Annotated in this window: 18 protein-coding genes; 11 read left to right on the top strand and 7 right to left on the bottom strand. The window is 58.7% G+C overall.

Translation table 11 applies throughout. The features are described from left to right. Positions 1-23 precede the first annotated feature (23 nt). Positions 24-995 carry an ABC transporter permease gene (locus AC13RC_RS13985; RefSeq protein ID WP_069610314.1) on the top strand — a complete coding sequence of 324 codons (972 nt, stop codon included), beginning with the start codon at positions 24-26 and terminating at the stop codon, positions 993-995. Positions 996-1274: 279 nt separating this feature from the next. On the opposite strand, the gene AC13RC_RS13980 is transcribed toward AC13RC_RS13985, so the two are convergent. The 4 genes from AC13RC_RS13980 to AC13RC_RS13965 form a co-directional block, all read right to left on the bottom strand. Next, on the bottom strand, positions 1275-2282 hold the full coding sequence (locus tag AC13RC_RS13980) for an acyltransferase family protein (protein ID WP_488557478.1): 1008 nt from the start codon (positions 2280-2282) through the stop codon (positions 1275-1277). Continuing rightward, the gene (locus AC13RC_RS13975; protein ID WP_152093173.1) at positions 2279-3571 is read right to left on the bottom strand and encodes an O-antigen ligase family protein; all 1293 of its coding nucleotides are present in this window, start codon (positions 3569-3571) and stop codon (positions 2279-2281) included. Before AC13RC_RS13975 ends, AC13RC_RS13980 begins: the two co-directional genes overlap by 4 nt. Before the next feature lie 8 nt (positions 3572-3579). Then, complete coding sequence (locus AC13RC_RS13970) at positions 3580-4854, bottom strand: polysaccharide biosynthesis/export family protein (protein ID WP_488557477.1); 1275 nt, start codon at positions 4852-4854, stop codon at positions 3580-3582. 84 nt (positions 4855-4938) lie between these two features. Further along, the gene (locus tag AC13RC_RS13965; RefSeq protein WP_095437080.1) at positions 4939-5619 is read right to left on the bottom strand and encodes a sugar transferase; all 681 of its coding nucleotides are present in this window, start codon (positions 5617-5619) and stop codon (positions 4939-4941) included. Positions 5620-6349: 730 nt separating this feature from the next. Here AC13RC_RS13965 and AC13RC_RS13960 point away from each other — a divergent pair. Then, positions 6350-6640 carry an exopolysaccharide production repressor protein gene (locus AC13RC_RS13960; protein WP_488557476.1) on the top strand — a complete coding sequence of 97 codons (291 nt, stop codon included), beginning with the start codon at positions 6350-6352 and terminating at the stop codon, positions 6638-6640. Between the two features lie 90 nt (positions 6641-6730). Further along, a complete protein-coding gene (locus AC13RC_RS13955) occupies positions 6731-7741 on the top strand; it encodes a glycosyltransferase family 2 protein (protein ID WP_113350607.1) in 1011 nt (336 codons plus the stop codon). Between the two features lie 12 nt (positions 7742-7753). On the opposite strand, the gene AC13RC_RS13950 is transcribed toward AC13RC_RS13955, so the two are convergent. Continuing rightward, positions 7754-8698: a polysaccharide pyruvyl transferase family protein gene (locus AC13RC_RS13950; protein WP_112723368.1), complete on the bottom strand. Its 945-nt coding sequence runs from the start codon at positions 8696-8698 to the stop codon at positions 7754-7756. An 86-nt stretch (positions 8699-8784) separates the two neighbouring features. Continuing rightward, the gene (locus AC13RC_RS13945) at positions 8785-9744 is read right to left on the bottom strand and encodes a glycosyltransferase family 2 protein (protein ID WP_113329627.1); all 960 of its coding nucleotides are present in this window, start codon (positions 9742-9744) and stop codon (positions 8785-8787) included. 740 nt (positions 9745-10484) lie between these two features. Here AC13RC_RS13945 and AC13RC_RS13940 point away from each other — a divergent pair. The 8 genes from AC13RC_RS13940 (at position 10485) to AC13RC_RS13905 (ending at position 19991) form a co-directional block, all read left to right on the top strand. Continuing rightward, on the top strand, positions 10485-11570 hold the full coding sequence (locus AC13RC_RS13940; protein WP_233789834.1) for an acyltransferase family protein: 1086 nt from the start codon (positions 10485-10487) through the stop codon (positions 11568-11570). A 4-nt stretch (positions 11571-11574) separates the two neighbouring features. Then, positions 11575-12381 carry an endo-1,3-1,4-beta-glycanase ExoK gene (gene exoK / locus AC13RC_RS13935; RefSeq protein ID WP_145318842.1) on the top strand — a complete coding sequence of 269 codons (807 nt, stop codon included), beginning with the start codon at positions 11575-11577 and terminating at the stop codon, positions 12379-12381. 106 nt (positions 12382-12487) lie between these two features. Then, positions 12488-13696, top strand: coding sequence for a glycosyltransferase family protein (locus AC13RC_RS13930; RefSeq protein ID WP_488557475.1), 1209 nt, complete (start codon positions 12488-12490; stop codon positions 13694-13696). After that, positions 13693-14691: a glycosyltransferase family 2 protein gene (locus AC13RC_RS13925; protein ID WP_488557474.1), complete on the top strand. Its 999-nt coding sequence runs from the start codon at positions 13693-13695 to the stop codon at positions 14689-14691. The genes AC13RC_RS13930 and AC13RC_RS13925 overlap by 4 nt, the downstream gene beginning before the upstream one ends. Next, complete coding sequence (locus tag AC13RC_RS13920) at positions 14688-15626, top strand: glycosyltransferase family 2 protein (protein ID WP_095437072.1); 939 nt, start codon at positions 14688-14690, stop codon at positions 15624-15626. Before AC13RC_RS13925 ends, AC13RC_RS13920 begins: the two co-directional genes overlap by 4 nt. Continuing rightward, positions 15623-16648, top strand: a complete 1026-nt coding sequence (locus tag AC13RC_RS13915) for a glycosyltransferase family 2 protein (protein WP_488557473.1) — start codon at positions 15623-15625, stop codon at positions 16646-16648. The genes AC13RC_RS13920 and AC13RC_RS13915 overlap by 4 nt, the downstream gene beginning before the upstream one ends. Before the next feature lie 4 nt (positions 16649-16652). Next, positions 16653-17558, top strand: a complete 906-nt coding sequence (gene galU, locus AC13RC_RS13910) for a UTP--glucose-1-phosphate uridylyltransferase GalU (protein WP_069610329.1) — start codon at positions 16653-16655, stop codon at positions 17556-17558. Positions 17559-17642: 84 nt separating this feature from the next. Next, positions 17643-19991, top strand: a complete 2349-nt coding sequence (locus tag AC13RC_RS13905) for a polysaccharide biosynthesis tyrosine autokinase (protein WP_113351040.1) — start codon at positions 17643-17645, stop codon at positions 19989-19991. Here AC13RC_RS13905 and AC13RC_RS13900 read toward each other — a convergent pair. Continuing rightward, positions 19988-20884, bottom strand: coding sequence for a DMT family transporter (locus AC13RC_RS13900; protein WP_488557472.1), 897 nt, complete (start codon positions 20882-20884; stop codon positions 19988-19990). The two genes, AC13RC_RS13905 and AC13RC_RS13900, sit on opposite strands and share 4 nt — an antisense overlap. Between the last annotated feature and the right edge of the window lie 4 nt (positions 20885-20888).

The raw sequence follows: 20888 nt of genomic DNA, 5'->3' as shown, positions 1-20888 counted from the left end.
AAGTCTAAAGAGGGAGAACAAAAATGGCCGCGAATACGACAGAAGGCCCGACCGTTGCGCCGCGGCGCAAGATGAACATCCTCTTCAGCTTGACGCTGATCCTGCTGTTGCTGGCACTGTGGGTCGTGCTCGGACTCTGGACCGACAAGTTCTGGACGCCGCTCAACATCACCAATCTGATGCGTCAGGGCTCTATGACGGCCATTCTTGCGCTTGGGCAAACCTTCGTCATCATCACCGCGGGCATCGACCTTTCCGTAGGCGCGATCGTCGGCTTCTGCACCGTCATCATCGCCTGGCTGCTGCAGGCCGGGTTTCCGGTCTGGGCGGCCATCCTGATCACATTGCTGTTCGGGGTTCTGATCGGGGCGTTCCATGGTTTCGGCATCGTGCGCATGGGCCTGCCACCCTTCATCATCACGCTCGCGACTTTGACATCGCTTCGCGGTATCGGCCTGCTGATTACCAACGGTTCGACGATCAACATCGTCAATGATGATTTCACCAATTTCGCCGTCTCGGATTTCTTAGGGATACCGAGCCTGTTCTGGATGGTGATCCTGGTGGCGATCCCGGCCGTGATCTTCCTGCATCTGAGCCGCTGGGGTCGCTATCTCTTCGCCGTAGGCTCAAACCGCGAGGCTGCACGTCTGTCCGGCGTCAACGTCAACTGGATGATCTATCTCGCCTATATCCTTTCAGGGACCTGTGCGGCGTTCGTCGGCATTCTTCTTGCCTCACGTATCGCCATCGGCAATGCCACGCAGGCCGACGGCTGGGAGTTGCAGGCGATCGCCTCTTCGGTGATCGGTGGAACCAGCCTGTTCGGCGCCGTCGGAACGGTCTACGGCCCGCTGATCGGCGCCTTCATTCTGGCAACCATCAACAACGGCGCCAACCTGCTGAACCTGAATTCCTTCTGGCAGCGCATTATCACCGGTGTCCTGATCATCGTCATCGTTTATTTCGACCAGCTGCGGCGCCGCCGGGCCTAGGGTAGGGACAGGGAAAGGCATTGAGGCGACAATCGAGCGGGACGCTATCCCGTTCGATTGTTGCCCATGCTTGTCGTCAGGGAAGGTCACTTTGGAGCGCCGTTGGTACCAGACTTATCCGGGCAGGCTTCGATTTGGACTCTTGCAGGCAGAAGCAGGCATCAGTCTGCCGCACAAGCTGCGCCGGAACCGACGAAATGCCCTTTAGCAGAGAGGTCTACCGAGGCGTCCTCAAGCGATGCGCGCGATATTGCGCAACGGGTGTGTGCAGCGCGGGCCTCAGGCCGGCGAAGGGCGCGATCTCTGCCAGCTCAGGTTTCTCAGCAGATTGCGCAGCGGCTTTTCGACAGCTTCGTAGGCGCAGATGCCGAGAATGGTGCCGCTGATGACGGCGACGAAGGTAATGGCGTCGGAGGGTATCTGCATCCGCGCCATCAGCTTGACGACCACCGAAATGGCCAGTGTGTGCCAGAGGTAGATCGAATAGGAGCTGTTGCCGAGATAGGTAAGGAGGGGGATGGAGGGCAACTTGCCGCTGCGTTCCACCGACACCATGCCGAGCACGAGGGCAACAGCGAGGGGTCCGCAGGTCACCTCGTTGAAGTCCAGGCCGAGAATCTGGATCGCAGCAAAGCCCGACAATGCGACGGCGATCAGGGCAAGACCGAGGCCCATCCCCGGCACGTGTCCGCATAGCCAGAGGCGTCCGAGGATTGCGCCGGCGACGAATTCCAGGATGATCGGCCGCGTATAGGTCAAAAGCAGCGGGGACTGTGAGGCGATGATGCCGCCGGCAAGGACAAAGGCGAGGAAGATCGCCGTCATGCTGGCAAGCCGCAGCCGTTGCGGCAGGAACAGGCAGGCCGCGAAGATGACGTAGAAGAACATTTCGAAATTCAGCGTCCATCCCTGCACCAGAACCGGCCAGATCTCATCACCGCTCGTGCTTGGCGAGCGGACAGGAATGAACAGCAGCGAACCGAGGATATGACCTGCCGTCAGCTTCATGTTCGGAAACAGGCCGATGGCGGCGCCGGCGATCATGATGGCGGTCACGATCCAGTAGGATGGCGCGATGCGCTGCAGCCGGTCGAGCGCAAAGCGCAGCGGCGTCACCGGCCGACGCTCGCTCATGGTCCACATGATGAAGCCGCTGATGACGAAGAAGACGTCGACGCCAGCGGCGCCGATGCGGAAATGGCCGCCGCTACGCTCGGCTGCGTGAAAGAACACTACGGCGAGCGCGGCGAAGGCACGGAGATATTGAATGCCGTAGAGTGTCTTCATTGGCCCGTTCGCGGCTCCCAGTTGACAGGCGGCGCGAATGGTATCTGCTCATCCGTTCGCAATGGCATGTTCGCCGGCATGCGCGCTCGCATGGAAAGCTTTCCTGCTGTGAAGTAAAACAGGAAGGACCCGACATGGTACGGATTGAGAATATCGATCTCGACGAAAGAGCGGATCAGCAACAGGGTCGCGACACCCAGAAGGATGTAGGATTCATCGTTTCTGATGTCGCTCAGAAAGCGGCTGATATGGCCGATGAAAGCCGTCAGCAGGATCGAGGCGAGCAGGAAGACGCCGATGAGTCCGGTTTCGACCGTAGTTTCGATATAGGTATTATGGAAATGGAAGCCAGCGCGGGAGGCGATAAAGAACTCATCCCACAGTCGCTCGGGCTCGGAGAAACCCTGGACCCAATAAGCTTGATAGCCGACGCCGAAGAAAGGATTCTGTTGTGCGGCCGCGATGCCCTGCTGCCAAAGATAGGTACGCCCGGTAAGCGTGGAATCCTTGCCAAACGCACCGAGAACAAGATCGACCGCACCGAGATAGACGCCGGCAACCGCGAGGATGACGCCGGAGACGGCCGCTGTCACAAACAGCCTTTTACGCTGCTTGGGCGACAGATACAGGATGACGCGCAGGCTTATGCATAACACTACGACCAGTCCCGTCGTCAGCACCGATGTTGCCGATGCCGAAGCATGGAGGCAATAGGCGGACAGCAGGCCTGCAAATCCTGCACCCAGCATCCAGATCCGACGTTCGCCAAGGACGAAGACGGCTGCGAAGGCGAAATAGATGCCGAGCGAGGCATAAAAGCCGAGCTGGTTCTTGGAATCGAAGGCGCCGACGAAGCTGTAGCTTCCGTCGATCGGATCATAGGCGTAATAGCCGAACAATATCGAATAGATGAGCACGATGGCGGTGCCCGCGATCGCGCCGCGCGTCAGCGTGCGGATATCGAGCGTGCGCATGGCGACCAAGGCGCAGAAGATATGCGTCATGTACTGGATCGCCGCGCGCGCCGTCACGGAGGGCACGACCGACCAGAAAATCGAAAGGCAGGTGAAAACGCCGAATGCGAAGAGCCAGAGCTGTCTATTATAGCTGCCGAGCACGTTCCGGTAATCGATCATGACGAGCGGAAACCAGAGGGCATAGTACAGCAGAATCGAGGGCTGGCCGAAGCGGGAGGAATAGGCAAATACGAAGAAGGAGAGAGCAATCGCCACCGCTCCGTAGGTGGCGTTGCTGCCTGGACGCACAAAGATCGATTTGGCTATCCGCATCGACTTTCCTATCGGATGGCAAGGCCGGTAGTGACCTTGATCAGGTCGCCCGGCAGTACCTGCGTGTTCTCCTGAGCCTGAATTTCCTTCGACTGGCCGTTTTCGTCACGAATGATGGTGTAGGAGATGCTGACACCCGGTCCGCTTGGATCGAGGTTGCTGGCGTCAGCGGATTGGGCCACGGCTTCCTGCATGAGCGATTGGCTGGTCGACAGCTTCAGCTGCAGCGTTTCCAGCTGCGTGTCGGTATCCTGCATGTCCTGGGCCAACGAGCTCTGCCAGTCGTTGTGCAGAGTGATCTCGTCCTGGTTGGCCTTGTTGATATCCTGTTTGGCTTTCAGGGACGCGGTTTCCGTATCGAGAAGCGTCGCTTCCAGATCGGAAGCGCGCTGTTCAGCGGAGATCCTGCGGGAGGCAAGCTCCAGGCCGCGTTCCGTCAGGCTTTCGACTTTGTCGCGATCGGCCTTGGCCAGATCGAGCTGGCGGCTCTGCGTGTCGTTCTTTTTCGAAAGCGCCTCGACTTCGTTCTGCAGGAGCGCCTTCAGATCTTCCAGTGATTTTAGCTGCGTCGTCATGCGCTTGGCGCGCGTGTCCATCAGCGCTTTCTCGCTTGCGAGCAGACTTGCCGTTTGGGGCAATTGCTTGAGCTCTGGCGGCACATCGATGTCATCCTTGCCAGCCAATTCGGCCAGCAGCCGCGCCTTGCGCATCAGCAGGCGGCTGCGCTCCGCCATGTAGACGACGGCGTCGCCCTTGGCATTGATGAAATCGCGCGCAAAGCGCTGTCCGGCATCGGCACGGCGCATGCCGCCGCCGAGGCTTACGGCTTTTAGCACGGTCAGGTTGGGTACGAACGGATATTCACCCGGATTCTGCACTTCCCCTGAAAGGTAGATCGGTCGGAACTGCGACATTTCGACTGAAGCCGATGGGCGATCACGCAGGCCGAACTGCTTCTGCAGCCCGAGGCCGATGGCTTCGGCGATCTGATCCGTAGTCTTGCCGACTGCGGGCATGTCCCCGATGAAGGGAATGGATATCGAGCCGGAAGGGCCGACCGTATAGTCGCCCGAAATGGTGGACCAGTCACGAACCGTGCCCTCGGCGGTCTGCCATTCGGCGACGCGCACATGCAGCTTGTCCATGACGCCCAGATGATATCCGGGAAGGTTTTCGGCCGAGGCCGAGACGGAAGCTACGCAAAGGCTGAGAGCAACGATAGTTGCGCAGCGTAGCGATGTATTGACGCGTACAAGCCTCTTGAAAGGCCGAAATTCAATCATGCAGGATCTTCCCTGTTATTGGTAGGCAACCCGCAAGACGCGGGAGAACCGCAGGAAACCTCCCGCGGTATCTGTCAGTCATCATCAATAGCTGCCGCGCGAGAGGCAGACTGCAGGAATGGTTTTGGCGATGATCACCATGTCGCTGCTGAGCGACCAGTTCTTCACATAATGCGTGTCGAAGGCGACACGGCTTTCATAGGAGACGTCGTTGCGGCCGCTGACCTGCCACAGACCGGTCAGGCCCGGACGGGACTGCAAATAGTAGATTGCCGCAGTCTCGTAGCGTTCGAGCTCGTCTTCCACGACCGGGCGTGGTCCGACGACGCTCATTTCGCCGCGGATGATGTTGATGAGCTGCGGCAGCTCGTCGAGGCTGAGCTTGCGCAGGACGGCCCCGACGGTGGTGACACGGGGGTCGTTCTGCAGTTTGCGTGTTGCGCGCCACTCTTCCATTGCCTTCGGATTGGCCTGCAGGTAGGCATGCAGCACCTTGTCGCCATCGACGACCATGGTGCGGAACTTCAGGCAACGGAAGGTCTTGCCGTTATGGCCGATACGGCGATGACCGTAGAAAGCGGGGCCGCGGTCTGTAAGTTTTACCAGCAGCATCAGCATCAGAAAGAGCGGGCTGATGAGAACCAAAGCGAGCATAGCGGTAGAGACGTCGAAAACGCGCTTCAGTACTCCACCAGTGGGCGGAAAGACGTCGCTTTCCGCGGCGCTGAAAAAAGCCGATGTGGCCGATCTCGTCGCAGACTTCATAGAGAAAACTCCATTCATGTTGACGATTGGTCGGAAATTCTCGGACGCGTAATTAGAGCCGGGATGATCGGAGTGTAGGTTCCGATTTGGACTTTTTAAGCCAAACTTTTGTAGCGATATGGCATGGCGGTATAGAATTACCGCACCGATGGTGAATTGGTTTAATTCAGTGATCAACTATAGATGGGTTGTACTGTATCGTGTTGCGTATAATGTCACGGTTGACAGCTCTGCCGCGTCATAGTCGACGATTTCTAAGGATGTTATAGGCATCGAACGGTAAGTTGTTCATTATCATTGGCTTCGATAGCCTGTGTTTGGTTTCCCTTCAGCTATATGCCATCCCGATTTCTTCATGGGATATATTGCGCTGCAGCAATATTTTGCAGCGCACATACTGAGATCCGATTTTCCAGGACTTTGTAATAAAAGTTGATTGGATTGACGACGAAACCATGGAGGCGCGGCTGACCTCATGCTTCGCAAAAATTGCATTATTTCATTACATCTCCATATAATTGCAAAGAGAAAGATGAACAAATTCAATTGTAATTATAATCGAGGTGTAGTTTTAACAGGCCCGGCGTTAGGGTCGTCTCAAATCGCAACGGATCTGGGTAACTTGGTTGAATCTCAATGAATCATAAAATATATTTAAGACTTAGGTCTGATAAGGGAGGAAAGACCTTGATCGTTTTTCATTTGATGGTCGAGCGGGCGGGGTAAGATTATGTATGCGCCCCGCGTTTTCATCAGCATGCTGGGCACGCTGATCGTATTTGCCATCGCAACATATTTCCTGACGAACTCGCTTTCGACCACCCTGATCGAAACGGTCATCTGTGCCGTCCTTCTGCAGGTCGGTTATTTCCTGGGTGTGCTCTACCTTGTCTGGAAAGAGCGCAAGGCGCATGAAGCCCTGTCGAGCGAAGATAGGGTGCCGTCATCGGCCCAGGAGGACAGCAAGGTCGCCGGTCTGTCCGCCTCCAGTTTAAAGCGTTCGGAACCGTTCAACCCCTGAACCGGCTAGACGATTAGATCTTTTGATGATCCGGCAGTTGCCGGATCGGCGCCATGTCCTAAGTCTCCGCCTGAACCATTGGAGGCTGACGTGATCGACAGTGCAGAAAAAAGTGTCTGCGTAATCATTGCCGCAAAGAATGCCAGCGACACCATCGGGCTGGCCGTTGCCTCGGCCCTTCGCGAGCCCGAAGTGGCGGAAGTCGTCGTCATCGACGACGGTTCGACGGATGGGACCGCCGCCGCGGCGGCCAAGGCCGATGACGGCAGCGGCAGACTGACGATCCAGGAATTCGAGAAGAACCGTGGTCCCGCCGCAGCACGAAACCACGCGATCGACATATCCAAGGCTCCGCTGATCGGCATTCTCGATGCCGACGATTTCTTCTTTCCGGGGCGTTTTGCTGCGCTGCTTGCCGCTGACGATTGGGATTTCGTCGCCGACAACATCGCCTTCGTCAGTGCCGACACCGTTCCTGACGCGCATGCACGGCTCGATCATTTCGATGCGAAGCCGCGGTTTCTTGATCTTGCTGCTTTCGTCGAGGGCAATATTTCCAAGCGAGGCGTGCGCCGCGGCGAGATCGGCTTCCTGAAGCCCTTGATGCGGCGTTCCTTTCTAGATGCGCATGGCCTGCGCTACAATGAGGCGCTGCGCCTCGGCGAGGACTATGACCTTTACGTCCGCGCGCTGGCGAAGCGTGCACGTTACAAGGTCATCCATAGCTGCGGTTACGGCGCCGTGGTGCGCAGCGATTCCCTGAGCGGCCGGCACAGGACGGAGGATTTGCGTCGTCTCTATGAGGCTGACCGGACCATTCTTGCCAAGGGCGGGCTTTCTTCGGAAGATGCTGCGGTAATCCGCCGTCATGAGCAGCATATCCGCGATCGCTACGAGCTCAGGCATTTCCTAGACATCAAGTCGCAATCGGGGCTCTTGTCTGCCGCGATCTATGCGCTTTCGCATCCCTTCGCCGTCCCGGCGATTGCCGGCGGCATTCTGGCTGATAAGACCGAGCGCTTCCGCAAGCGGAGCGGCGCGCCCATTGCCCATGCCGGTGCGAACGGCCTGCGCTATCTTCTGCAGGCCGCTCCGAAATAGCGGTATCGCGGCTTACAGATAATCGCGGCGAACGCCTTCGACCACATTGAGGAGGCGCTCCTTGCAGGCGGCAAGCGCGCTATCCTTGCTCAGCTGCGGCCTCGCCTTGCTTGCCTGCCACAGAGCCAGGGCGGAAGGCATGGCAAGTGCCTGCTTTGCCATGATGCGCAGCGTGGTCTGCTCGGGATCGGCAAGCATCACGTTTTCCCCGTAGCGCTGTTTTCCGAGCTCGTCTGCTGCCAGCTTGCTGCGTTCGAAACCGACTCCCCAGAACTTCGCGCCCTTGGCGATCGCCTCGGCGCGGGTCGAAACGGGGATGTGCTTCGGCTGATAGGTGACGCCGAGCGAGCGCGCCCAGTCGTTCCATTTGAAGCTGTTGATGGAGCGCGAGGAGCTGACTGCAATCCATGGAACGCGGAAAGCATCGGCAAGGATGGCGCCGTGCATGGACTCCGCAACGATCATTTCTGAGGCAGCAATTTCGCGGATCACGGCCTTTGCCTCGCCGCGGGGGTCGAGATAGGAAAGGCCCACGGTTTTGCAGATTTCAGGCCAGAGACCAGCGGCAGCCGATTCCCAATGCGGAATGAAGGTGCGCTTGCCGTTTTTCGAAATGTTCTGGAATTCGGGCATTTCCGTCACCAGGACGGCGGGGTCGACAATGCCCATTGTGGCAGGCAGGCCAGCCTTTTCCGCTGTCAGCGGGCCGCGTACGCTGCGAATGTCCCATTGCGATGTGTCGCGCATGTCGGGAAGGGAGCCATAGCCGAAGCCGCTGCCGATGACGAGCTTGCGTCCCTCGTCGGGCAGGATTTCCGTGTTGAGGACGGTTCCGACGCCGACGAGCAGTGTTTCCTTGTGAACATCGCGAAGGCCGGGAAGTAGGAAATCCCAGAGCCAGAGATTGAGATCATCACCGAAATTGCCATGGGTGGATTCCCAGTGGAACGGCTTCATACAGGACTCCTTGCTGATCCAAACGATAGCGGGGCACGCCGTGGCTCTTCGATGCGGCATGCGCAGCTCATGCTGCGCTGCAAAATCTAGGGCGCGAGTTTGCCGACGGCAAGCTGCATGACGCTTTGTAAAATCGCCGGGTCGCGCAAGGCCCATTTTGCCAGCAGTCCAAATTGCGGCAGACGCCGCTGCCGCACCTGCCGCGCCTGGCTCCAGAGCGCCTGCCGCCGGGCGCGATTTTTATAGAGGCGGATGGACTCGACATCCTGAGGCCGCCGGGAAAATCTCTGTTCCAGCGTGTTGAGCGCCGTCCACGTGTTGAATTGCTGACGCAGGAATTCCGGGGAATCGTTATCGATGCTGTGGAAGATATTCACGCCTTCGCCACGCAGTGCACCGGCATTTTCGCACAGCAATACCCGCTTGGCTGCGAGAACGCAGTCGCAGAAGAACAAGACGTCCTCTGCCGCCAGCCGCAATGACGGCTCGAAACGGATCTTTTCGAAGAGCGGCCGCCCGATCACCATGCAGGACATATGCAGAAAGCTCCAATCCTGCAGCATGACGCTGGCAATGTTCGGAATTTCGACGACGGCGGGCCTGTCCGACAATCGTATCGTATCGGCCGACTTTCCGAGTTCGGCGATGCTGAAATGATAATAGAACTCCTTGCCGCCATCGATGGAGTCCCAGTAACAATCTGCATTGTAATGGGTCAGCGTTCCGAAGGCGTTGCTGAGATGTTCCGGTGCCCATTCGTCATCGGAATCCAGAAAGGCCACGAACCGGCTCTCAGCTGGCACGCTGTTAAGGCCGGTATTGCGGGCCCCGCCGGGACCCGCGTTGGTCTGACGGATCACACGAATGCGTTTTCTTTCTTCATTGCTCAGCGACTGCAGCTCGTCTTCCGCCGGAAGCGGCGATGCATCGTCGACGATGAGGATATCGAAATCCTGAAATGTCTGCCGGGATATTGATTTCAACGCGCGCAGCAGAACGCCGGTTTGCTTCTGATAGAACGGAATAACAATTGTGATAGACGCCATTTTCCCGCCTTTACGGTTTTGATTCAGGGGCTTGCGGTCTCATCCCCGAGGGCATGATCATTGGCTTTCCAACGGCATCCGCGGCAATTTTCCGGCCGATTGACCCATAACGGAGGTCGTTGTGACGCCAACAGGTAGCGTCCAATCGGTGTCGAGCAATGTTGAGAAACGAGATTTTCTGAAACTTTATCCCAGCGCGACGGCATCCAGACCATCCCGCCGTGGGATCCCAGACCATCCCGCGAGGGATCATTGTGACACATTGCGCGCCATGATCTTACATTTATGCACCCATGAGGGGAGCGACGTAAGCCGCTTTTCTCACATGGATTGAAATGCTGTCGCATTTTGGTCATGGTTCGCCTACCAAACTCTGCTGCGCTGCAAAAAATCTTCACCTTCCAGTAAAAAAACAAGACGGGTCGAACTCTTCCTCGGAAGCCGGCATCGAAAGTTCGCGCGGGCGTCTAAGTGCCTTTCGCAGCAGAGCTTTTCTCCAATTCAAATCGATTATTCCATGCTCAAAGGCATGCAGACCGGTGTTTTCAGCACTGGTCCGCATATGATTTTTTACTCATTTTTGCTGCGGTGCCATATTCCCTTTCCAAAGAGCGCCCTAGGTTAAGTCTGCGAGCTCTGCTGTGCTCTGTTTGAAATGGCTGCAAGGGGGGATGCAGCACGAAGAAGGGGTGACAGACATCGTGAATGTGACTGCCAACGTATCTTCGCGGATAAACCTCATGCGTATCGTGCTCATCTCGGGCATAATCTTTGTTCATATACCGTTCGATCCGCATAGCAGCCCATTCAACGGCGCCTATGGCTTTTTCGATTGGCTGCGAGTGTTCCTGCGTGACAGCTTGTTCCGTGTAGGTGTTCCCTGCCTGAGCGTAATCTCCGGATACTTGCTGTTTCGAAATGGAAAGGCACCGCAGAGCTATACAGAGACCATTAGCCGGAAGACAAAGACAATTATTCTGCCGTTCCTGTTGTGGAATAGCGCGTTCTTCCTCTTCGTACTTCTTCTTCAGTATTATGGTATCGGAGATGGATACCTGCCGGATCTGTCGGAGGCTAATCCGCACACGATATCGAATCTCCTGCTCGCTATCGATGGCGAACCGATAAATCTGCCGCTCTATTTCCTGCGCGATCTTTTTGTTTGCATTTTGCTGTCGCCGGTGCTGGCTTTTCTTATTCGTCGTGCTCCGTTACCGACATTGATCTTTCTGCTCTTGCTGGCGGCATGGCCAATATCTATCGGGATAGTGTTGCGGAACTCGATCCTCTTCAGTTTCAGCTTTGGAATCTACCTGAGCCTCCATCGTATCGACGTGACGCTCATAGATCGCTATGCCGCCCTGATCGCGCCCGCCTTCATTGCGCTTGCCGCGCTTCTGGCCACGGCTGCCTACATGACAGGGCCTGGATTGCCGTTGTGGCTCGAGGTTTGTCGCAATCTGATGGTGTTAGTGGGCATTCCCGGGTTCTGGGCAGTATCGGCAATCTTCATCCGCAGCCGGATCGGGAGGGGTCTGGCGGGAACGGGCAGCCTCAGCTTCTGGATTTTTTGCGCCCATTATCCGTTGCTCTTCTGTCTCTGGGTTCTTTGGAACCGTGGCGGCAGCGAACTCTATCCGATTTTCTATCTTTTGGCGGCAGCGCTTGCCTTACTGCTGCTGCCCTTGACCAACGGCATGGCGCGCTACGCCCTGCCAAGCTTCCACAACCTGCTGACTGGCAGCCGGGTACGCCCGCAAACCGAAATCCGTGCTGTCCAGAACCGCGCCGCCGAAGGTCGGCAAGTGCGTTCGAAGCAAAGGTGATGCCATGACGACATCGAAAAGAAGTTACATGCAAAGACTTGGTCTTGTCTCAATCGCTCTCATGAGCGCGTGGCTCCTGCCACAGGCCGTGTCCGCCCAGGATGATCAGGCAACCGGCCAGTCATTCGTCGACAATTTCGAACGTTTGGATACCAGCCGCTGGTATATTTCCGATGGCTGGAACAATGGGGCGTATCAGAATTGCACCTGGTCGCGGAAACAGGTGAATGTCAAGGATGGGACGCTGCAACTGCAGTTCACCCAGTCCAAGACTGGCGATCGCAATTATGCTTGCGGCGAAATCCAGACGATGAAACGCTATGGCTACGGCACCTACGAGGCGCGTTATCGCACAGCCAAGGGGCCTGGCCTCAACTCAGCCTTCTTCACCTATATCGGTCCCACCGACAAGAAGCCGCATGACGAGATCGATTTCGAAGTGCTCGGGAAGAATCCCGGCCAAGTTCAGGTCAACCAATATATTTCCGCCAAGGGCGGCAACGAAAAGCTGGTGCCGGTTGCAGGTGGCGCCGACCAGGACTTCAACGATTATGCCTTCGTCTGGGAAAAGGATCGTCTGCGCTACTACGTGAACGGCAAGCTCGTTCAGGAAGTCACCGATCCTTCGAAGATACCGACGAACGCGCAGAAGATCTTCTTCAGTCTCTGGGGCACCGATACGCTCAGCGGCTGGATGGGCAAGTTCGCCTATAGCGGCGAGCCGGCAACCATGGAGATCAAGCGCGTCGCCTTCACTGCGCCGGGAGAGAAGTGCCTGTTCCCGGAATCGATCACCTGCAAGCTCGATTGAACATGGTCGGCCGCGTGGCATCTCGCGCGGTCGGTTGCAATGCCACCATGCAACACCAACCACACAAGGCGCCCGGTCGTGGCCGGGCGCAAAAGCGGAAATTTTGATGCTGCATATACTGTATTTCGTCCATGATCTTGCCGACCCGGCTGTGCGCAGGCGGGTGCTGATGCTGCAGGCCGGCGGGGCACTCGTGACGCTCGCGGGGTTCCGGCGCGATGACAATGCGCTGGCTGCCATCCAGGGTGTCGAGCCGATCGAGCTCGGCAAGACGCGGGATGCTCAGTTTGCGCAGCGCATCGCGGCGGTGGCCAAATCGGCGGCGAAACTGCGTGGTGCGCTGCGCTCGGTCGCAAGGCCGGACATCATCATCGGCCGCAATCTCGAAATGCTGGCGCTGGCCCATCGCGCCAAGTCCATTTTTGGCGGTGATATGCCTGTTGTCTATGAATGCCTCGATATCCACCGGCTATTGCTGCGCGACGATGTCGTGGGCAGCGCGCTTCGCAGTGCGGAACGCCATTTCGGTTCGCAGGCGGCATTGCTGGTGACCAGTTCGCCAGCCTTCATCGAACGTTATTTCCGCCCGCGCTCCGGGCTGCATGTGCCGGTCATGCTGCTCGAAAACAAGGTGCTGGCGCTTGAACCTGCGGCGCGCGCCATCGCATCGACAGCAAGACCGCCGGCTGCGGGCAAGCCCTGGAAGATAGGCTGGTTCGGCGCTCTTCGCTGCCGCAAGTCCTTGGCCTTGCTCGATCAATTCTCGCGGCGGATGGAGGGCCGTTTCGAGATCGTCCTGCGGGGTCGCCCGGCCTACTCCGAGTTCGAGGACTTCGATCGCACCGTCCGCGATGCACCCTTCATGCATTTTGCCGGCGCCTACAAGAATCCCGAGGATCTTTCGGCGATCTATGGCGAAGTCCAATTCTCCTGGGCGATCGATTTTTTCGAAGAAGGCTTGAACTCCAACTGGCTGCTGCCGAACCGCCTCTATGAAGGCGGTCTTTATGGCGCTGTGCCGATTGCGATCAAGGATACGGAGACGGCAAGATTTCTTGCCAGCCGAAAGATCGGGCTTACGCTCGACCAGGCCGATGCCGAACATCTGACGGCGCTTTTGGGTGAGATGGACACGAGGTGTTATCTCGACGCCTTCGAGGCGGTGGCTTCCCAGGATCGCAAGCAATGGATGATGGATCGCGCCGACTGTCAGGGGCTGGTGCAGCGGCTGGCGTCGCTGACGCACGCCAATGAGCAGATTGCCGAAGTACAGGCCCTCCCACAACTGCATCGCAATAGAGGTGGATTGCAATGACGACTGAAAGCTCTGGGGACATGCGCTGCATAATCGTTATTCCTTGCCTCAACGAGGAAAAGCATATCGAGCCGCTGATCGAGAAGCTCGCGCGGGCTCTCGACGAACTCGATGCCCGGATCGTGGTGGCTGATGGCGGCAGCACCGATCGCACGCGCGAGATCGTGCGGCATATAGCCGAGAGAGATCCGCGCATTCTGTTGCTCGACAATCCGAAGCGGTTGCAGAGTGCGGCTATCAATCTCGCCCTCGAGACTTTCGGTGACGATTACGAGTATTTCATCCGCATCGACGCCCATGGCGATTATCCCGACGATTACTGCCAGACGCTGGTGCAAGAGGCCGGTGCGACGGGCGCGGATTCCGTCGTCGTTGCTATGCGCACAATGGGTTTCAGCGCCTTCCAGAAGGCAACGGCCGTCGCGCAGAACTCCAAGCTCGGCAATGGCGGCTCCAAACATCGCGAAGGAGCCAAGGGCCATTGGGCGGAGCATGGGCATCATGCGCTGATGCGCATTGCCGCCTTCCGTGCCGTCGGCGGCTACGACGAAACCTTTAGCCATAACGAGGATGCCGAGCTGGATTATCGGCTGAACAAGGCGGGGTATCGGATCTGGCTGACGGACAAGACTGCCATGACCTACTATCCGCGCTCCAGCGTCCCGACGCTCTTCAAGCAATATCTCGGTTATGGCCGCGGCCGCGCGCGCAATATTCTCAAGCATCGCAGCATGCCGAGCCTGCGCCAGATGCTGCCGCTTGCGGTCGTGCCAATTTTCATCGGTGCCTTCCTGGCGGTCCTTAACTGGATTGCGGTTATTCCGGTTGGTCTGTGGGCTGTGGCCTGCATCGCCTACGGTTTCTGGATCGCTCTCGGCCAGAAGAACCCCTACGGCCCCCTGGCCGCAATTTCCGCCATGGTCATGCATTTCGCCTGGTCCATGGGCTTCTGGATGGAAGTTTTCAGCTTCCGCAATCGCAGGGTCGCGTCATGACACAAGTCCATCGACGCCCCATTAAGATCGACATAGCGGTCTGCACCTATCGGCGGGCAGAGCTCGATCAGACGCTGCTGTCGCTTGCCGTGCTCAACGTCCCCACGGGTGCGGTCATCCGGATCATCGTCGCCGACAATGATGTGACGCCGAGCGCGCGGGGCCGTGTCGACGCCATGCGTTCGGCCGTACCCTTCGAGATCGTCTATGTCCATTGCCCGGCATCGAACATCTCGATTGCCCGCAATGCCTGCCTCGATCATGCAAGCGGCGATTTCCTTGCCTTCATCGATGATGACGAGACTGCTTCGGAAGACTGGTTGACGGAAATGCTCATCATGGCCGACACGACCGGCGCCGATGCCGTTCTCGGTCCCGTGCAGGCGGTTTACGCGAATGTCGCTCCGGCATGGATGCAGCAGGGCGATTTCCATTCGACTCTGCCGGTCTGGGTCGCGGGAGAAATCCTGACCGGCTACACCTGCAATGTATTGCTGCGCCGCGGCGCGCCTTCGCTTGCCGGGCGGCGTTTCAATATCGCGCTCGGGCGCAGCGGCGGCGAAGATACCGAGTTCTTCACCCATATGCACAAGGCGGGCGGCAGGATCGCCTATGCCGCGGATGCGCTGGTCTACGAACCCGTTCCCAACGGTCGGGCAACCGTCTCCTGGCTCTCGAAGCGCCGGTATCGCATGGGGCAGACGCATGGTCGCATGCTGCTGGAAGCCAGGGGTGGCTTCGGGCGCTGGCGCGCGATCGCGCTTGCAGGCACGAAATCTGCCTATTGCTTCGTTGCCGCGGCGTTGCTCTCGGCATCGCCCATCAAGCGCCATCGCTATGGCCTGCGCGGCATCATGCATGCCGGCGTCGTCAGCGGCCTCTTCGGAGTTCGCGAAATAGAACAATACGGAAATCTGGAGAAGGCACCGCAATGACGGATTTCATCCCCGATGTCAGCTTCGTCATTGCTGCCTATAATGCCGAGGAAACGCTCGAGCGCGCCATAGACAGCGCGCTGGCGCAAGGTGCCGTCAGCATGGAAGTCATCGTCGTCGACGATTGCTCGACGGACGGCACGCGCGAGATCGCCGGCAACCATCCCGATCCGCGCGTACGACTCGTCGCCATGGCCCGCAATGGTGGCCCGGGCGCTGCCCGCAATGCCGGGCTCGATGCGGCCCGGGGCCGCTGGGTGGCCGTGCTCGATTCTGATGATGCCCTGCGTCCGGACCGCATGGCCCGCCTGATCGCCAGGGCGGAAAAGGCCGAGGCGCAGATCGCGGTCGACAATCTCGACGTCATCCGCGAGGACGTGGGCACGATGCTGCCGATGTTCCCCGAGGCGATGCTGGCACGCATGCCGACGCTGACGCTGGCAAAGTTCATCGCCTCCAACATGATTTTCCAGTCCGAGCACAATTTCGGCTATATGAAGCCGGTCTTCGAGCGAGCCTTCGTCGAGAAGCATCGCCTGCGCTTCGATGAAACCCTGCGGATTGGCGAGGATTACATTTTCCTGGCTTCCGCGCTCGCTCGTGGCGGCCTCTGCGTCGTCGAGCCGACCGTAGGCTACTTGTATTACATTCGCGATGGATCGATCTCGCGTGTTCTCAGGCAAGACCATGTCGAAGCCATGCTTGCCGCAGACACCAGATTCTTCGCCGAACATCCCTTCGGGGCTGCTGCTCTTGCCGCACAGCGGCGACGCACGCGCAATCTGAAGGACGTCATCGCGTTCCTGAAGCTGGTCGACAGCATCAAGGAACGTGAATTGCAGGCGATGCTCAAGATCGCATGCCTCAACCCGCGGGCGGTGCGCCATCTCAGCATGCCGATCTTTGCGCGTTTTCGTCGGTTGGCCGCATCTCTGCGGAGCGGTCGCCAGCCGTCGCCTACCTCCCAACTTTCCTCCCCCCTGCCCAACATGGGCGCAGGCCCTCACTCTAACAAAGGATAGAGCCATGGACCCCAAACGTCGTGTGAGAAAAGCAGTCATCCCGGTTGCCGGCAATGGAACGCGCTTCCTGCCCGCCACCAAGGCGATGCCAAAGGAGATGCTGACGATCGTTGATCGTCCGGTCGTGCAATATGCCGTCGATGAAGCCATCGAAGCCGGCATCGAGCACATCGTCTTCGTCACCAGCCGCAACAAATCGGCGATCGAAGACCATTTCGACGACACGCCGGAGCTGATTTCTTCGCTGCAAAGGGCAGGCAAGAGCCACCAGGTCAGCGAGCTGGAACGCCTCCTGCCGCGGCCGGGCGCTGTCAGCTTCACCCGCCAGCAGGCTCCGCTCGGCCTCGGCCACGCTGTCTGGTGTGCCCGCGATCTGATCGGCAACGAGCCATTCGCGCTGCTTCTGCCTGACATGCTCTGCTACGGCATTCGCGGCTGCATGGCCGGCTTGATGGACCTCTATAATGAGACCGGCGGCAACATCGTCGCCGTCGAGGAATGCGCTCCGGAAGAAACCTCGAAATACGGCATTATCGGCAAGGGCGAGTCCGTGCGGCATGGCTTCGCCGTGACCAAAATGGTCGAGAAGCCGCATCCGTCCGAGGCGCCTTCAAACTTTTACCTCAATGGCCGTTATATTCTGCAGCCCGAGATTTTCGACATTCTGGCCCGTCAGGAGCGCGGCGCCGGCAATGAGATCCAGCTGACCGACGGCATGCTGCGCCTTTCCGAGACGCAGACCTTCCATGCCCAGGTCTATAACGGACGCACGTTCGACTGCGGGTCCAAGCACGGCTTCATCGAAGCGAACGTCGCCTTCGCGCTCGCTCGCTCCGATATCGGCAGCTTGGTCTATGACTCGATCCGCAACATGGTCGTCTCGCACGAAGCGCAGATGACCGCCGCTTAAGCCTGTTCACATTGTGGCCTGCGGCCGGTAAGGCCGCGGGCCATGGCTATTGTTCATTCGGGCTTCTCCGACAAGGTGGTCGCCATGCATCAGAAGAACTTCACTTTCCACAGCGCTCTTCCGCAAGCGGAGTCGCAGGATAGCTTTATCGATCTCGATCGGCTGATGGCCGTCGTGGTCCGGCGCATCCGCACCATCATTTTCGCCGTGGCCGCCTTTGTCATCCTGGCCGTCGTCTATCTGTTGACGGCCACCTCGAGCTATACGTCGATGACGCAGATATTGCTCGACGAAACCATGACGAAATATGCCGAGGATCAGCCGCCGGCGGCAAGCAGCCAGCAGGCGGACATGGAGATCGCCAGCGCTGTCGAAATCCTCAAATCGAACGAGATGGCGTTGCGTGTCGTCGACACAGCGGGCCTCGCGGACAACAATACCCTGCTCAATCCGCCCGTATCTCCGGCGGCCTTGCTCAAATCCGGCGTTAGCCTGATCGTCAGCGTCTTCACACCTGGCCGCCCACCTATGACGCCCGAGGAACAGCGGGAAGCCCAGCGCCAGAAGGTTGCTGCCGTTCTGCAGGATAATCTGAAGGTCGAACGCGTCACGCGCAGCTCGGTCGTAGCCGTCTCCTTCAGTTCGACGGACAAGCGTCTCGCCGCCAAGGTTACGAGCGCTTATGCCGACGCTTATCTGACCGACCAGCTGAACGCCAATTTCGATGCAACCGAACGCGCTTCCGTCTGGTTACAGGAACGCTTGAACGACTTGCGCCAGCGCGCTCAGGAGGCTTCGCTGGAAGTCGAGAAATACAAGGCGGACAATGGCCTGACGTCAACCGGCGGCGAACTGATGTCGGAACAGCAGATTTCCGACCTCAACAAGCAGCTGATCATCGCCCAGGCCGACACGGCCAGCGCCGCCGCCCGCTACAATCAATACAAGTCGATCATCGACCAGGGCCCTGACAATGCGGTCAAGAACGCGACCATCTCGTCGAGCTCGACCGACAATTCGGTGCTGCAGGATCTAAAGACGCGCTATCTCGCCGTCGAAAAGCGCGAACAGGATGTCACGCAGAATTTCGGCGCCGATCATCCGCAGGCAGTCGCGCTCAAGGCCGAGCGGCAGGATATCACCCGGCAGATCTATCAGGTCCTTCAGCAGCTCACCGCCAGCTACAAGAACGAGTATGATGTCGCTCAGTCGCGGGCGGAATCGCTGCGCGAAAGCATCGACAAGGTCGTCGGCAAGAATTCCGAGGCCAACAAGTCGTTGGTTCACCTGAATGAGCTGAACCAGAAGGCATCGGCGCTGAAGACGCTTTACGAGTCCTATCTCGGCCGCTTCGAGCAGGCGACCCAGCAGCGCTCGTTCCCCATCGCCAAGGCCCGCGTCATTTCGGTGGCCGGCGTGCCCACTGCGCCGTCCAGCCCGAAGAAGACGCTCGTCATGGCGCTCTCGGTCATCCTCGGTCTGATGGTCGGCTGCGGTGTAGCCGCATTCCAGGAGTTCCGCGACCGTTACTTCCGCGTCGAGGCCGACGTGCGGGCTGCTCTCGGTTTGAAATTCCTGGGCTATCTGCCGCTGCTCGGTCAGCAGAGCAAGAGCAAGAGCAAGAAGAAGTCGCGCAGGGCCGATGCCGGAGCGGAGCCGATAACGGCGGAAGAGGGAGAAAACGGCGTCGCCTTCGAGCGCATAATGCGCATCTCCGTCGAAGCGCCGCGCTCGATCTTCGCCGAGACCTTGAGGAATGCGAAACTCGCCAGCGACGTGATGCTGCAAGGCCGTGCCGACCGTGTCATCGGCGTCGTCTCGGCACTGCCGGGCGAAGGCAAGTCAACGACGGCTGCCAATTTTGCCGCCCTGCTCGCGAGCAGCGGCAAGCGCACGCTTCTCATCGACGCCGACTTGCGCAATCCGGGCCTCAGCCGGACGCTGAAGACGCCGCCGCAGGCAGGCCTGATCGAGGCTGTGCTTGGCGAGGTGCCCTGGACGAATGCCGTGAAGGTCGACCCGCGCACCAAGCTTGCCATTCTTCCGGTCGCCGTGCGTGATCATCTGCTGCACACCAGCGAGCTTCTGTCCTCGCAGGGCATGCAGCATCTGATGGAAAATGCCCGCAAGATGTTCGACTACATCATCGTCGATCTTGCGCCGCTTGGTCCTGTCATCGATGCAAAGGCCTTCGCGCCGCAGGTCGATGCCTTCCTGTTGGTGACCGAATGGGGCGCAACGCCGACCAATCTGGTGCGTGATGTTCTCGAGCAGGAGCCGCAGATCAACTCGCGCATCCTCGGTGTGATCCTCAACAAGACCGACATGTCGGAACTGCCGCGCTATAGCGATTTCGGTGGAACGGAGCGCTACCGGCAGAAATATGTGAGCTACTACACCGAGGTGCAGCCGCGCGCCCAGGTGGATGCTTAGCCCGCCGGTCTCTTGCCGGTCTTGAGCCGGGTTCTCGCCAGCGCATGTTCGCGCCAGATCGTGAACATGCCCGCCGCAACAACGATGAGCGCGCCTAAGATCATGGGCGCGCTCAACTTTTCGCCGAATATCATGACACCGATAATGGCGGAAAAGACGAGCTGCAGATAGGTCAGCGGCTGGATCACCACCGCGTCCAGCATATCGTAGGCTCGGATGAGGAAATAATGGCTTGAAACACCGGTCAGGCAAAGAATGCCCATGAAGATCCAGTCATGGGGCGCAAGCGGTGTCCAGAAGAACGGCCCGATGCAGGTCATGGCGATCGCGCCCACCACGCCCGTATAGAAAAAGCTGGTCATGGCGCCGTCTTCGCGGCTGACATAGCGTGTCAGGACGACGTAAAGCGAAAATAGCAATGCGCCGAAGAGCGGCACCAGGAAGCGCGCATCGAAGACGCCGCTTTCCGGCTTCAGGATCAACAGCACGCCGAAGAAACCGAAACAGATCGCCAGCCATCGCCGCCAGCCGACCTTCTCGCCGAGGATGGGGATCGACAGCAAGGCCACCATCAGCGGACCGGATGAAAAGATCGCCTGAGAATGGGCAAGGCCGACGACGACGAAGGACGAGATGGCGACGACGATCTGCGCGGCGAGCAGCAAGCCCCGGGCAATCTGTAGGACAGGGCGTTTGGTCCTGACGTTGCGCCGCAAGCCGCCAGGCGCGCGCGAAGCCATTGCGATGGCGAAAAGCATGAAAGCCCAATAGCGGATCATCGCCACCAGAAGCGGCGGGTAGGCGCTGACAAGGTGCTTGGAGATGCCGTCCTGTATGGCGAATATGCTGATTGCCAACAGCGTGAAGACGTAACCGGTACTATTGGATTTCATGGCT

It is taken from the genome of Martinezella sp. CNPSo 3890, assembly GCF_057784455.1.
Note: the sequence above shows the minus strand (reverse complement) of the source record. Positions and strands in the feature narration are given on the sequence as shown.